Below are 14,533 nucleotides of genomic sequence, written 5' to 3' on the forward strand. Positions count from 1 at the left end.
GGGCAAGCGCGAAAGCAAAGTCAAAATGGATTCCGGCTTTCGCCGGAATGACGGGGTAGGAGGATGACGGGGTAGGGTAGGGATGACGCGATGTAAGACGCGATGGAGGTCGCGCAGCGGCCGTCGCAGACGTCAGGCGTGCTCCACGCTGAACGCCAATGTCGCTTCGATCGCCCGCTTCCACCCCGCATACAGCTTCTCGCGCTCGGCCTCCAGCATCTGCGGCTCGAAGCTGCGCTCCACCTGCCATTGCTGCGCGATCTGCTCGCGGCTTTCCCAGAAACCGACCGCCAGCCCGGCCAGATACGCCGCGCCGAGCGCGGTGGTCTCGTTGACCTGCGGGCGCTGCAGCGCGACGTTGAGGATGTCGGCCTGGAACTGCGCAGTGAAGTCGTTGGCGATGGCGCCGCCATCGGCGCGCAGCGAGGTCAGTTCGATGCCGGCGTCGGCCTGCATCGCGCTGAGCACGTCGCGGGTCTGGTAGGCCAGCGATTCGAGCACGGCGCGGATGAAATGTTCCTTGCTGGTGCCGCGGGTCAGGCCGAACGCCGCGCCGCGCACGTCGCTGCGCCAGTACGGCGCGCCCAGGCCGACGAAGGCGGGGACGAAATAGACGCCGTCGGTCGAGCGCGCGCGTTCGGCGTAGGCCTGCGAATCGCTGGCCTTGCCGAGCATGCGCAGGCCGTCGCGCAGCCACTGCACCGCCGAGCCGGCGACGAAGATGCTGCCTTCCAGTGCGTACTCGACCTTGCCGTCCACGCCCCAGGCGATGGTGGTGAGCAGGCCGTTGTCGGAGCGCACCGCCTTCTCGCCGGTGTTCATCAGCAGGAAGCAGCCGGTGCCGTAGGTGTTCTTGGCCATGCCGGCCTCGAAGCAGGCCTGGCCGAACAGCGCCGCCTGCTGGTCGCCGGCGACGCCGCAGATCGGCACCGAGTTGTTGAAGAAGTGGCGCGCGCCGGTGTGGGCGTAGACCTCGCTGCTGGAACGCACTTCCGGCAGCATCGAGGCCGGCACGCCGAGCATCTCCAGCAGTTCCGGGCACCACTGGCGCTTGTGGATGTCGTACATCAACGTGCGCGAGGCGTTGGAGTAGTCGGTGACGTGGGCCTTGTTCTCCGACAGGTTCCAGATCAGCCAGGTGTCGATGGTGCCGAACAGCAGGTCGCCGCGCTCGGCCTTGGCCCGCGCGCCTTCGACGTTGTCGAGGATCCACTTGACCTTGGTGCCGGAGAAATAGGCGTCGATCAGCAGGCCGGTGCGTTCGCGCACCATGTCCTCGTAGCCGTCGGCCTTGAGCTGCTCGCAGATCTGCGCGGTCTGGCGCGATTGCCAGACGATGGCGTTGTGCACGGCCTGGCCGGTGTGGCGGTCCCAGACCACGGTAGTCTCGCGCTGGTTGGTGATGCCGATGCCGGCGATCTGCGACGCGCCGATCTGGGCCTTGGTCATCACCTCGATCGCGGTGGTCTGCACGCTGGCGAGGATCTCGCGCGGATCGTGCTCGACCCAGCCCGGCCGCGGGAAGATCTGCTCGAACTCGCGCTGCGCCACGCCGACGACGCGGCCTTCGCGGTCGAACAGCATGGCGCGCGAGCTGGTGGTGCCTTGGTCGATGGCGAGGATGTAGCGTTGGGTCATGGTGGGCCGCCGGGGTAGGGGTTAGCGGGTAGGAGATAGGAGATAGGAGATAGGAGATAGAAGATAGAAGTAGCGTCGAGGCGAGGAGGGGGGGCAGGCGCGCGCTTTGGCTATCTCCTACCTCCTATCTGCTATCTCCTAGCCGTACGCTGCCTGAAACGCGAACGCCCCCAACACCGCGCCAACCACCGGCGCCACCACCGGCACCCAGGCATAGCCCCAGTCCGAGCCGCCCTTGCCGGCGATCGGCAGCAGCGCGTGGGCGATGCGCGGGCCGAGGTCGCGCGCGGGGTTGATGGCGTAGCCGGTGGGGCCGCCGAGCGACATGCCGATCACCACCACCAGCAGGCCGACGCCGAGCGGGCCCATGCCGGGAGCGAGGCTGTTGGCGCCGATGGCGAGCGCGCCGAAGGTCAGGGCGAAGGTGCCGATGGCTTCGGTCAGCAGGTTGGCCTTGGTGTCGCGGATCGCCGGCGAGGTGCAGAAGATCGCGCGCTTGAGTTCCGGGTCGTCGGTGACGCGCCAGTGGGCGAGATACGTCAGCCAGACCAGGGTCGCGCCGGCGAAGGCGCCGGCGAGCTGGGCGAGCACGAAGCCGGGCACCACGGCCCAGGACAGCTTGCCGATCGCGGCCAGGGCGATGGTCAGCGCGGGGTTCATGATCGCGCCGCTGGTCGGGCCGGCGATGTAGATGCCGATCAGCACCGCCAGCCCCCAGGCGGCGGTGATCACGCCCCAGCCGGCGCCTTGCGCCTTGGACCGGTTGAGCAGCGCGCCGGCGACCACGCCGTTGCCGAGCAGGATCAGCATGGCGGTGGCGATGAACTCGCTGAGGTATTGCGACATCGGTGAGGCCATTGCGGTGGATTTCCTTATGTCGCGGGGTTCGGGAATCTTCCTGCAGGAGCGGCGCGAGCCGCGACCGCGACGTCGCAGCTGCGACGCAAGCGCGGTGTCGCGGTCGCGGCTTGCGCCGCTCCTACAGGGAGCAATCGAGAGGTCAAGGCGATCATGCGGCGGCGCGCTGCGCGATGTAACGCTGCAGAGCGTCACGGCCGGCGGCGTCGAAGCGCAGGCCGAGCTTGGAGCGCCGCCACAGGATGTCTTCGGCGGTGCGCGCCCATTCGAAGTCGATCAGGTAATCCACTTCGGCCTGGTAGAGGTCGGCGCCGAAGCGCTGGCCGAGGTCTTCCAGGCGCACGCAGCTCTCAAGGATGCGCAGCGCGCGGCTGCCGTAGTTGCGGCACAGGCGGTAGGCCAGCGGGTCCGGCAGCCATGGCCGGCGCAGGCTGAAATCCTCGAAAAACCCCTCGAAATCGGCGTTCGGCAGGTCGCCGCCGGGGAGCCTGGAGGCGCCGGTCCAGGCCGGGCGGCGGTTGTCCAGCAGCGGCGCCAGGATGTCGCAGGCCTCCTCGGCGAGCTTGCGCGCGGTGGTGATCTTGCCGCCGAACACGCTCAGCAGCGGCGCGCCGCCGCGATCGAGGTCGAGCACGTAGTCGCGGGTGATCTGCGAGGCCTTGTCGCTGTCGTCGTCGAGCAGCGGGCGCACGCCGCTGTAGGTCCACACCACGTCTTCGGCCAGCACCGGGCGTTGGAAATAGCGCGAGGCGGCGGCGCACAGGTAGTCGATCTCCTCGCCGGAGATGCGCGGCGCCGAGGGATCCTCGCGATAGTCGACGTCGGTGGTGCCGATCAGGGTGTAGTCGTGCTCGTAGGGAATCGCGAACACGATGCGGCGGTCGGGCTGCTGGAAAATATAAGCGTGGTCGTGCTCGAACAAGCGCGGCACGACAATGTGGCTGCCCTTGATCAGGCGCAGGTTGCGCTTGTGCGCGACGTGCGCGACCCGGTCGAGAAAGCTCGCCGCCCACGGCCCGGTGGCGTTGACCAGGGCGCGCGCGCGGACCGCGCGGAGCGTGCCGTCGGCGCCGCGCAGCTGCGCGTTCCAGTGCCGCGCGTCGCGCTCGGCCGCGACGCAGGCGGTGCGCACGCACACCTGCGCGCCGCGCTCGGCCGCATCCATCGCGTTGAGCACCGACAGGCGCGCGTCCTGCACCCAGGCGTCGGAATAGACGAAGCCGCGGCTGAACTCTTCGCGCAGCGCGCGCCCGGCGATGTGCTTGCGCAGGTTGACCGAGCGCGAACCCGGCAGGTCGCGGCTGCGGCGCCCGCCGAGGCGGTCGTACAGGAACAGGCCGATGCGGATCATCCACGCCGGCCGCAGATGCGGCTGGTGCGGCAGCACGAAGCGCAGCGGCCAGATGATGTGCGGGGCCATGCGCAGCAGGCGCTTGCGTTCGGCCAGGGCCTTGCCGACCAGGGCGAACTCGAACTGTTCCAGATAGCGCAGGCCGCCGTGGATGAGCTTGGTGCTGGCGCTGGAGGTATGCGAGGCGATGTCGCCCTGCTCGCACAGGATCACGGACAAACCGCGTCCGGCCGCGTCGCGCGCGATCGCCGCGCCGTTGATGCCGCCGCCGACGATCAGCAGGTCGGCCGTGGGTACTTCTGCTTCGGTCATGCGGCTTCGGGGGCGCGTTCGCGTCTGGCTGCGGGCTGCTTGGCGCCGGCCCAGGGTGCCTCGGGATCATGGCACAGCGTGATGCGGCGATTGTTGCCTGGGTTCACATCAATGACGGGTGAGGGATCGATGTCGGCCGCGGATCGACGACACAAAAAAGAAGCCCGATGCGGGGGGGCATCGGGCGAGGGGATGGTGTTGCTGGAGAGAGCGGTGGGGTTCGCTTTGTTATGAGTGGCCGATCGTGGTGGCGCATGGAGTTCGCATGGTTCGCAGGAAGCCGCGGCTGCGCCCCTCTCCGCGCGGGAGAGGGACGCAGGGCGCGCTCAGTCGCGCAGTTCGGCGACGTGGCAGGGCAGGTCGAGCTGGGCCAGCACCGCGGCGGTGACCGCGGCGGTGCTCGCCGCTTCGCCCGCGGGCGCGAGGTCGGCGGTCAGCACGCCGGCGTCGAGCACCGCGGCCACGGCTTGTTCGATGCAGGCCGCTTCGGCCTCCAGGCCCAGCGAGTGGCGCAGCAGCAGCGCGGCGCTGAGGATGGTGCCGCAGGGGTTGGCGATGCCGCGGCCGGCGATGTCCGGGGCCGAGCCGTGGATCGGCTCGTACAGGCCGACCTTGCCTTCGCCGAGCGACGCCGATGGCAGCAGGCCGAGCGAACCGGCCAGCATCGAGGCCTCGTCGGTGAGGATGTCGCCGAACATGTTCTCGGTGACGATGACGTCGAACGCGCGCGGCTTGGCGATCAGGTGCATGGCCATCGAATCGACCAGCTGATGCTCCAGGGTCACGTCGGGGAATTCCTCACGCGCCACCCGGCTGGCGACTTCACGCCACAGCCGCGAGGTTTCCAGCACGTTGGCCTTGTCCACGCTGACCACGTGGCCGCGGCGGCCGCGCGCCAGTTCGCAGGCGCGGCGCACCACGCGCTCGATCTCGGCCACGCTGTACTCGCACAGGTCGCTGGCGCTGGTGTCGCTGCGCTGCTTGTCGCCGAAATAGATGCCGCCGGTGAGTTCGCGCACCACGATCAGGTCGACTCCGGCCAGCAGGTGCGGCTTGATCGGCGAGGCGCCCAGGGTGGCCGCGTGCGGCTGCACCGGGCGCAGGTTGGCGTACAGGCCCAGGCCCTTGCGCAGCGCCAGCAGGCCTTGCTCGGGGCGCACCTTGGCCTTGGGGTCGGACCACTTCGGGCCGCCGACCGCGCCGAGCAGCACGGCGTCCGCGCGCTGGCAGGCCTGCAGCGTGGCCGCCGGCAACGGCTCGCCGGTCGCGTCGATGGCGGCGCCGCCGATCGGATGGCGATGCAGCTGGAACTGATGGCGGTAGCGGGCGGCGACCGCCTGCAGCACCTCGACCGCGGCGGCGGTGACTTCCGGACCGATGCCGTCGCCTTCGAGAACGACGATGTCAGCGCGCATGGACTTGCTCCTGTGAAAACGATGCGGGTTGGGCCGCGGCGCGGCGTTGTTCGAATCCGTGGATGGCATCGAGCTGGCGCAGCAGGTAGCCGAGCTGGTCGACGCCTTCGAGCAGGCAGGTCTGGGCGAACGCGTCGAGCGGGAACTGCACGCTGCGCCCGTCGGGCAGGTGCAGGCGGCGCTCGCGCACGTCGATGCGCAGCTCGATGCCGGGCGAGTCGAGCAGTTCGTCGAGCAGCTCTTGCTCGACCACGATCGGCAGCAGGCCGTTCTTGAGCGAATTGCTGCGGAAGATGTCGGCGATCTCGCTGCTGATCACCGCGCGCAGGCCCAGGTCGGTCAGCGCCCACGGCGCGTGTTCGCGCGAGGAGCCGCAGCCGAAGTTGCGCCCGGCCACCAGGATCGCGGCGCCGGCGTTGGCCGGCTTGTTGAGCTCGAACTCCGGGTTGGGCGAGCCGTCGGCGAGATAGCGCCAGTCGTTGAAGGCGAACTTGCCCAGGCCGCGGCGCTCGGTGGTGGTCAGAAAGCGCGCCGGGATGATCTGGTCGGTGTCGATGTTGCGTTCGCGCAGCACCACGCTGCGCGAGACGACTTCGGAGAATCCAGTGGAAGCTTGGGCGGCGGACATCACGCAACCTCCTTCACATCATTGAGATAGTCGCGCGGATCGACCACGTGTCCGGCGACCGCGCAGGCCGCGGCGGTCAGCGGCGAGGCCAACAGGGTGCGCGCGCCCTTGCCCTGGCGGCCCTCGAAATTGCGGTTGCTGGTGGACACGGCCAACTGGCCGGCGCCGACCAGGTCGCCGTTCATGGCGATGCACATCGAGCAGCCCGGCTCGCGCCATTCGGCGCCGGCCGCGCGCACCACCGCGTCGATGCCTTCGGCTTCGGCGGCGCGCTTGACCTGTTCGGAACCGGGCACCACCAGCATGCGCACGCGCGGATGCACGCGGCGGCCGCGCAGCACCTGCGCGGCCTGGCGCAGGTCGGACAGGCGCGAGTTGGTGCAGCTGCCGACGAACACCACGTCCACCGGCCGCCCGGCCATCGCCGCGCCGCCGTCGAAGCCCATGTAGGCCAGAGCCTTGGCTTCGTCGGCGTCGTTCGCCTGCGGCAGGTGCGCGTCGATCGCCGCGACCTGGCCCGGGTGCGTGCCCCAGGTCAGGGTCGGCTTGATCGCGCCGGCGTCGATGCGCACTTCGCGGTCGAACCGCGCGCCGTCGTCGGTCTTGAACTCGCTCCAGCGCGCGACCGCGCGCTCCCAGTCGGCGCCGCGCGGCGCGCGCGGGGTCTGGGCGAGATAGTCGAAGGTGGTCTGGTCCGGCGCGATCAGGCCGGCGCGCGCGCCGGCTTCGATCGACATGTTGCACACGGTCATGCGCTCGTCCATCGACAGCGCGCGGATGGTCGAGCCGCGGTATTCGATGACGTGGCCGGTGCCGCCGTTGACGCCGATCGCGCCGATGATGTGCAGGATCAGGTCCTTGGCGCCGACGCCGGGCGCCAGTTCGCCTTCCACATCGATCGCCAGGGTCTTGGGCTTGCGCTGCAGCAGGCACTGGGTGGCCAGCACGTGGCCGACCTCGCTGGTGCCGATGCCGAAGGCCAGCGCGCCGAACGCGCCGTGGGTGGCGGTGTGGCTGTCGCCGCAGACGATGGTCTGGCCGGGCTGGGTCAGGCCCAGTTCCGGGCCGATCACGTGGACGATGCCGCGATGCTCGCTGTCGTAGTCGAACAGTTCGACGCCGTGGCGCGCGCAGTTGCGGCGCAGGGTTTCGACCTGGTTCTCGGCTTCGGCGGTGTAGTAGGGCAGGCGGCCGTCGGCGCCGGCGGGCAGGGTCGGGGTGGAGTGGTCGAGCGTGCCCTTGGTCAGATCCGGGCGGCGCGGCGAGAGCCCGCGCGATTCCAGTTCGGCGAAGGCCTGCGGCGAGGTGACTTCGTGGATCAGGTGCAGGTCGATGTAGAGCACCGCCGGCGCGGCCTCGGATTCGGGCGCGACCAGGTGGGCGGTCCACAGTTTGTCGAACAGCGTGGTGGGTTGGGTGGCTGAAGTCATGATGGAGGCGACTATGGCTTTCGGTTTCAAGGTGTTTGGTTTTCCTTCTCCCGCGAGCGGGAGAAGGTGGCCCGAAGGGCCGGATGAGGGCGAGCGGCTACGTGCCCTCACCCCAACCCCTCTCCCGCAAGCGGGAGAGGGGCTTCGGTTCTTCATGCGGTCGCCGCGACTTTGCGCGCTTCGCGCGGCTGCTCCGCCTGCCGCTGCGTGCGCACCCGCCGGTTCGCCAGCTCCAGCCAAGCCAGCGCGCTGGCCTCGATGATGTCGGTGCTGGTGCCCGAGCCGGTCAGCTCGACACCGTCCACGCGCGCGGTGATGCTGGCCTGCCCTTGCGCGTCGTCGCCGGTGGTCACGCTGGAGACGTTGTAGCTGTCGATCGCCAGGGTCGTGCCGGTGGCGCGCGCCAGCGCGGCGAACAGCGCGTGCACCGGGCCGTCGCCGACCGCGGCTTCGCTGACCGTGGCGCCGTCGGGATCGACCAGTTGCACGCTCGCGGTCGGCAGGCTGCCGTCGGCGACGCCGGTGCTGACATGGGCGCGCACCAGCCGGTAGCCGCGCGCGGCCTTGGCGTCGGCGCCGAGCACCAGCGCTTCCAGGTCGGCGTCGAACACTTCGCGCTTCTTCTCGGCCAGGGCCTTGAACGCGGCGAACACTGAGTTCAGGCGCGCCTCGTCGATACTGAAGCCCAGCGCCTGCAGGCGGTCGTTCAGCGCGGCGCGGCCGCTGTGGCGGCCCATCACCATCTGCGACTGGGCCCAGCCCACGTCTTCCGGCGCCATGATTTCGTAAGTGCCGCGGTGCTTGAGCATGCCGTGCTGGTGGATGCCCGACTCGTGCGCGAACGCGTTCTGCCCGACCACCGCCTTGTTGCGCTGGACCACCATGCCGGTGATGCGCGAGAGCAGGCGCGAGGTCGGCACCAGCCGGCGGGTGTCGATGCGGGTGCTGGCGTTGTAGTAGGCGTTGCGCACGCGCAGCGCCATCACCAGTTCTTCCAGCGCGCAGTTGCCGGCGCGCTCGCCGATGCCGTTGATGGTGCATTCGACCTGGCGCGCGCCGCCTTCGATCGCCGCCAGGCTGTTGGCCACGGCCAGGCCCAGGTCGTTGTGGCAGTGGGCGCTGAACACCGCCTTGTCGGCGTCGCGCACGTTGTCGCGCAGGTATTCGAACAGCGAGCGGATCTCGCTGGGCGTGGTGTAGCCGACGGTGTCGGGAATGTTCAGGGTACGCGCGCCGGCGGCGATCGCCGCGCTGCAGATTTCGACCAGGTACTCCGGCTCGGTGCGCAGCGCGTCCTCGCACGAGAACTCGACGTCGTCGACGTAGCGGCGCGCCTGTTCGACCGCGGCGACGGCGCGTTCCAGCACCTGCTGCTTGTCCAGGTTGAGCTTGTGCTGGCGGTGCAGCGGACTGGTGGAGATGAACACGTGGATGCGCGGCTTGGCCGCACCATCCAGCGCGCGCGCGCAGGCTTCGATGTCGCCGGGGTGACAGCGCGCCAGGGTCGCCAGCGACGAGGCGCGCACTTCGCGCACGATCGACCGCACGCCCTCGAGGTCGGCCTCGGAACTTGCGGGGAAGCCGGCCTCGATGACGTCCACGCCGAGCTCGCTGAGCGCGTGGGCGAAGCGCAGCTTCTGGCTGGCGCTCATGCTGCAGCCGGGCGATTGCTCGCCGTCGCGCAGGCTGGTGTCGAAAATGGTGACGTGTTGCGGCGCGTCGGCAATCGACGCTACCGGACCGGGCGACTCGTTCATGCGGGGATGTCCTCTGTAACGCTGCGATTCGGGGAGGGAGAGGGGGAAGGCGACGCCGCACGCGGCGGCGGCAGGTTGGCGAGCTTGTAAATGTCCGCCTCGATGGTGGCGCCGGCACGCGACAGCGAGGTGTCGCGATTGCGACGGCGCGGCCGCCGCGGTGCGCGCGGTCGCACATCCGACAACAGCTGCGCCAGCACCAGGGCGTCGAGGTTGCCGCCGGAGACCACCGCGCACTTGCGCTTGGCGGCGATGCGGCGGCCGGCCGCCAGCGCCAGCGCGCCGGCGCCTTCGGCGATGATGTGTTCTTCCAGCGCCAGCCGGACCAGGGTTTCGCGCAGTTCGGCTTCGCGCACGATCACCACGTCGTCCAGCAGCTGCGCCAGCAGGCGTTCGGTCAGGCGGCCGGGGTCTTTGACCCGCACGCCGTCGGCCAGGGTCGCGGCCGGTTCGATCAGGCGGCGGTCGCCGCGCAGCGCGCGCGCCATCGAATCCACGCCTTCGACCTGCGCGCCGATGATGCGCACGCCCTGGGATTTCAACGCCAGCGCCACGCCGGACGCCAGGCCGCCGCCGCCGATCGGCACCAGCACCACATCCGGCGCGAACGCGGCCAGCTCCAGGCCGACCGTGCCTTGCCCGGCGATCACGTCGGGATCGTCGAAGGCCGACAGCAGGCGGTAGTCGTGTTGCTGCGCCAGTTCGATGGCGAAGGCCTTGGCTTCGTCGTAGGTCTCGCCGTGCAGGCGCACGGTCGCGCCCCAGTGGGCGACGCCGGCGATCTTGGTCTGCGGCGCGCAGCGCGGCATCACCGTGATCGCGTTCACGCCCAGGCGGTAGGCGGCCCAGGCCAGGCCCTGGGCGTGGTTGCCGGCGGAGGCGGCGATCACCGGGCGGTGGTCGCCGCGTTCGCGCCCGGCCAGCAGCGCGTTGAGCGCGCCGCGCACCTTGTAGGAGCCGGTGCGCTGCAGGTTCTCGAGCTTGAGCCAGCAGCCGAAGCGTTCGGCATGGTGCAGCGGGGTGACGGCGAGGTAGCGGCGCAGCCGCGCCTGCGCCGCCAGCAGATCGGCGGCGCCGACGGTCGTCTCGGTGCGTACTACGTCGCCGTCCATGCTCAGACCGCCGTCAGCCAGTGCGCGTAGCGGCCGTCCTGCCCGCGCACCACCTTGGCGTACAGCGCCGCCAGTTCGCGGGTGACCGGGTTGTCGCCGAACTCGCGGCGGTCGAGCACGCTGATCGCGCAGGCCTCGGCCGCGGTGCCGCAGACGAACACTTCGTCGGCGTCGAGCAGCTCGTGCAGGGTGACTTCGCGCGAGGCGGCGCCCGACAGCGCGATCATGGTGTCGCGGGTGATGCCCGGCAGCGCGTCGCGATGCTCGACCGAGGTCACCTCGCCGTTCTTGACCATGAACACGTTGGCGCCGGTGCACTCGACCACGTAGCCCTTGTCGTCGGTGAACAGCGCCTCGTCGAAACCGCGCTGTTTGGCTTCGCGCTTGGCCAGGATCGAGTTGACGTAGGCGCCCGACAGCTTCAGCGGCGGCAGCGAGGTCGCCGGGTTGCGCTTCCATGGCGACACGGTCAGGCGGGTGCGCGCGCCGCCCAGGTGCACGACCTTGGCGATGGTGGCGACCATCAGGTGCTGGCTCAGCGGATCGACGTCCAGGCCGATGCTGCCGGTGCCCATCCAGGTCAGCGGACGGATGTAGGCGTCGCGGTGGCCGTTGGCGCGCAGCGTGTCCAGCACCGCGCGGCCGGCGCGTTCGACATCGAAGTCGATGCCGAACATGTCCGCGCCCTTGCGCATGCGTTCCAGGTGCTCGGGCAGGCGGAACACCGCCGCGCCGCCGTCGGCGGTGGCGTAGCTGCGGATGCCTTCGAACACCGCGGTGCCGTAGTGCATGGCGTGGGTGGTCAGCGGCGCTTCGGGGGCGTCGCTGGTGATGAACTTGCCGTCGAACCAAATGACAGGTTGGCGCTGGGAAGCCGGGACTTCGCCGCGAGCGCGGGACTCAGAGCTTTCTGCCGCATCGAAAGCCTCACCGCTGCGGCTAGGCGCCTGCGAACGCTCGCGAACGACCGCAGCGGCCTGCGCCGGCGACTGCGCTTGTTCGGGACGTTCCAGAACTTCGGTGTTCATGTGCATGGGGAAACCTCGACAGCAAGACAGTCGTAGAGCTTGGCGAGCTGGCTCTGCAGCGCGGTGTCGGCGCGGTCGCCTTCCACGGTCATGCGCAGGTGCCAGCGGTCGCCGTCGGGTTGCGCCTCGCCGTCCACCGACAGGGGACGGAAGCCGCGGCGTTCGGCGGCGCCCAATACCCGGGCCAGGGCGCCTTCGGCCTGGCGCAGGGTCAGATCAAGCTGGTATCGCATGGGCGCTCTCCTGTTCGGCGGCGGGGGGCGTCAGGCTGACGATCGCGTCGGCGTCGGCGGCTTCCGGATCCAGCATCTGCGCGTTGTTGTGGTTCGGCGGAACCAGCGGCCAGACGTTGGCGGCCTGGTCGATGGCCACGTGCAGCAGCACGGGGCCGGGGGTGTCGAGCATGTAAGTCAGCGCTTCCTCGACCGAATCGGCGCGGTCGACGTACATCGCCTTGATCCCGAACGCGGCCGCGATCGCGCAGAAGTCCGGGTTGTCGGACAGGTCGATCTCCGAATAGCGGCGCTCGAAGAACAGTTCCTGCCACTGCCGGACCATGCCCAGGGCCTGGTTGTCGAGCAGCACGATCTTCACCGGCAGGCGATAGCGGGCGATGGTCGCCAGTTCCTGCACGTTCATCAGGAACGAGCCGTCGCCGCTGACGCAGATCACCGTCGCCTCGGGGTTCTCCAACTGCGCGCCCAGCGCGGCCGGCACGCCGAAGCCCATCGCGCCCAGGCCGCCGCTGGTCAGGTGCTTGCGCGGATCGTCGAAGCGCCAGTGCTGGGCGACCCACATCTGGTGCTGGCCGACGTCGCAGGCGACCACCGCCTGCGGCGCGCGCTCGGACAAGGCGCGCAGCAGCGCCGGCGCGTACACGGTCTCGCCCGGCGCGTCGTAGCGCGGCGCGCACTCGCGCTTGCGCTGCAGGCAGGTGTCGCGCCAGGCGCGGCGGGCGCCGCCGTTGCGGCCCTGCAACTGCGCGGTGATCGCCGGGGTCAGCGCGTCCAGCGAGCGGCGCAGGCAGCCGCGCACGCCGGCGTCGGCGTGGCGCAGCTTGCCGATCTCGCAGGCGTCCAGGTCCATGTGCACCACCCGCGCGTTCGGCGCGAACTCGGCCAGCTTGCCGGTGGCGCGGTCGTCGAAGCGCGCGCCGACCACGATCAGCAGATCGCATTCCTGCACCGACAGGTTGGCGGCGCGGTTGCCGTGCATGCCGAGCATCCCTAAGTTCAGGGCGTGATCGGCCGGCAGCGCGCCCAGGCCCTTCAGCGTCAGCACCGCCGGGATCTGGCTGCCCTCGACGAAAGCGCGGAACGACTCGACCGCATCGCCCAGCGAGATGCCGCCGCCGCCGTAGACCAGCGGTTTGCGCGAATGCGCGATCAGCGCCGCCGCCTCGTGGTAGGACGCGTCCGGCGCCGCCGCCACCGGATCGGTCGGCAGCGGCGTGTGCGCGGGCAGGTGCGAGGCGTCGGCGTTCTGCACGTCCTTGGGCAGGTCGATCAGCACCGGCCCCGGCCGGCCCGAACGCGCCAGCCGAAACGCTTCGCCGAGCATGCGCGGCAGGTCGTCGACGCTGCGCGCCAGGAAGCTGTGCTTGACGATCGGCAGGGTCATGCCGAACACGTCCAGTTCCTGGAACGCGTCGGTGCCCATCAGCGAGGTCGCGACCTGACCGGTGATGCAGACCATCGGCACCGAATCCAGCATCGCGTCGGCGATGCCGGTGACCAGGTTCGACGCGCCGGGACCGGAGGTGGCTACGCAAACGCCGACTCGCCCGCTGGCACGGGCGTAGCCGTTGGCCGCGAAAGCCGCGCCTTGCTCGTGGCGGACCAGGATGTGCTTGAGGTCCGATCCATGCAAAGCGTCGTAGAAAGGCATGATCGTGCCGCCCGGATAACCGAACAGCGTGTCCACGCCTTCTGCGGCCAGCGCTTGCGCCAGCCAGCGGGCACCGTTCATCAGGCGGCCTCTTCCTGTCGTTCGCCGCGCGATGCGGCCGGGGCGGCCGCCGCAGCGGCCGCGGTCTTGGGAGCGTTGTCGAGCCACTTCATGTTCGCGCGCAGCTTCTTGCCGACCGCCTCGATCGGATGCTCCAGATCGCCGCGCTTGAGCGCCTTGTAGTTGGCGTTGCCCGAGGCGTATTCGGCGATCCACTGCCGGGCGAAGGTGCCGTCCTGGATTTCGGTCAGCACCTTGCGCATCTGCGCCTTGGTGTTGTCGTCGACGACGTAGCTGCCGCGGGTCAGCGCGCCGTACTGGGCGGTCTCGCTGATGAACTCGTGCATGCGAGTGATGCCGCCTTCGTAGAACAGGTCGACGATCAGCTTCAGCTCGTGCAGGCACTCGTAGTAAGCGACTTCCGGCTGATAGCCGGCTTCCACCAGGGTTTCCCAGCCGGCCTGGACCAGCTTGGTCGCGCCGCCGCACAGCACCGCCTGCTCGCCGAACAGGTCGGTCTCGGTCTCTTCCTTGAACGTGGTCTTGATCGCGTTCTGGCGCGCGCCGCCGATGCCGGCGCAGTAGGTCAGGGCGAACTCCTCGGCGCGGCCGCTCTTGTCCTGGTGCACGGCGTAGACGCTGGGCACGCCGCGGCCGATCTCGTACTCGCGGCGCACCAGCGCGCCCGGGCCCTTGGGCGCGACCAGCACCACGTCGAGGTCGGCGCGCGGCGCGATCTGGCCGTAATGCACGTTGAAGCCGTGCGCGAACAGCAGGCACGCGCCTTGGCGGATGTTCGGCTCGATCACCTCGCGATAGAGCTGCGCCTGGACCATGTCCGGGGTCAGCACGGCGACCAGGTCGGCGTCGGCGACCGCTTCGGCCGGCGTCTTGACGGTGAAGCCGTCGGCCTTGGCCTTGATCTCGGTCGGGCCGCCGGGGCGCAGGCCTACGGTGACGTCGAAGCCCGAGTCGCGCAGGTTGAGCGCGTGGGCGCGGCCTTGGCTGCCGTAGCCGACGACGGCGATCTTGGGGCGGGAGGCGGTGCTGGTCATGG

Annotated in this window: 12 protein-coding genes; all 12 read right to left on the reverse strand. The window is 70.0% G+C overall.

The genetic code is table 11. The features are described 5' to 3' along the window. Positions 1 to 132: 132 nt before the first annotated feature. On the reverse strand, positions 133 to 1,638 hold the full coding sequence (gene glpK, locus A7A76_RS00860) for a glycerol kinase GlpK (protein ID WP_206409415.1): 1,506 nt from the start codon (positions 1,636 to 1,638) through the stop codon (positions 133 to 135). 138 nt (positions 1,639 to 1,776) lie between these two features. Next, on the reverse strand, positions 1,777 to 2,496 hold the full coding sequence (locus A7A76_RS00865) for an MIP/aquaporin family protein (RefSeq protein ID WP_241200648.1): 720 nt from the start codon (positions 2,494 to 2,496) through the stop codon (positions 1,777 to 1,779). A gap of 151 nt (positions 2,497 to 2,647) precedes the next feature. Then, positions 2,648 to 4,159, reverse strand: a complete 1,512-nt coding sequence (gene glpD, locus A7A76_RS00870) for a glycerol-3-phosphate dehydrogenase (RefSeq protein ID WP_206409416.1) — start codon at positions 4,157 to 4,159, stop codon at positions 2,648 to 2,650. A gap of 326 nt (positions 4,160 to 4,485) precedes the next feature. After that, on the reverse strand, positions 4,486 to 5,574 hold the full coding sequence (gene leuB / locus A7A76_RS00875; protein WP_206409417.1) for a 3-isopropylmalate dehydrogenase: 1,089 nt from the start codon (positions 5,572 to 5,574) through the stop codon (positions 4,486 to 4,488). Then, the gene (leuD, locus tag A7A76_RS00880) at positions 5,564 to 6,202 is read right to left on the reverse strand and encodes a 3-isopropylmalate dehydratase small subunit (RefSeq protein ID WP_206409418.1); all 639 of its coding nucleotides are present in this window, start codon (positions 6,200 to 6,202) and stop codon (positions 5,564 to 5,566) included. The genes leuB and leuD overlap by 11 nt, the downstream gene beginning before the upstream one ends. After that, on the reverse strand, positions 6,202 to 7,632 hold the full coding sequence (gene leuC, locus A7A76_RS00885) for a 3-isopropylmalate dehydratase large subunit (protein ID WP_206409419.1): 1,431 nt from the start codon (positions 7,630 to 7,632) through the stop codon (positions 6,202 to 6,204). Before leuC ends, leuD begins: the two co-directional genes overlap by 1 nt. 152 nt (positions 7,633 to 7,784) lie before the next feature. Beyond that, positions 7,785 to 9,389, reverse strand: coding sequence for a 2-isopropylmalate synthase (locus A7A76_RS00890; RefSeq protein WP_206409420.1), 1,605 nt, complete (start codon positions 9,387 to 9,389; stop codon positions 7,785 to 7,787). After that, positions 9,386 to 10,501, reverse strand: a complete 1,116-nt coding sequence (locus A7A76_RS00895; RefSeq protein ID WP_206409421.1) for a threonine dehydratase — start codon at positions 10,499 to 10,501, stop codon at positions 9,386 to 9,388. Before A7A76_RS00895 ends, A7A76_RS00890 begins: the two co-directional genes overlap by 4 nt. 2 nt (positions 10,502 to 10,503) lie before the next feature. Then, positions 10,504 to 11,529, reverse strand: coding sequence for an aminotransferase class IV (locus tag A7A76_RS00900; RefSeq protein ID WP_206409422.1), 1,026 nt, complete (start codon positions 11,527 to 11,529; stop codon positions 10,504 to 10,506). After that, complete coding sequence (locus A7A76_RS00905; protein WP_057946323.1) at positions 11,526 to 11,762, reverse strand: ACT domain-containing protein; 237 nt, start codon at positions 11,760 to 11,762, stop codon at positions 11,526 to 11,528. The genes A7A76_RS00900 and A7A76_RS00905 overlap by 4 nt, the downstream gene beginning before the upstream one ends. After that, entirely contained in the window at positions 11,746 to 13,497 is a 1,752-nt protein-coding gene (ilvG, locus tag A7A76_RS00910) for an acetolactate synthase 2 catalytic subunit (RefSeq protein ID WP_206409423.1), read from the reverse strand. Before ilvG ends, A7A76_RS00905 begins: the two co-directional genes overlap by 17 nt. Then, complete coding sequence (gene ilvC / locus A7A76_RS00915) at positions 13,497 to 14,531, reverse strand: ketol-acid reductoisomerase (protein WP_206409424.1); 1,035 nt, start codon at positions 14,529 to 14,531, stop codon at positions 13,497 to 13,499. Before ilvC ends, ilvG begins: the two co-directional genes overlap by 1 nt. Positions 14,532 to 14,533: the final 2 nt, after the last annotated feature.

This window comes from Lysobacter enzymogenes (genome assembly GCF_017168095.1).
Taxonomy (GTDB): domain Bacteria; phylum Pseudomonadota; class Gammaproteobacteria; order Xanthomonadales; family Xanthomonadaceae; genus Lysobacter; species Lysobacter enzymogenes_D.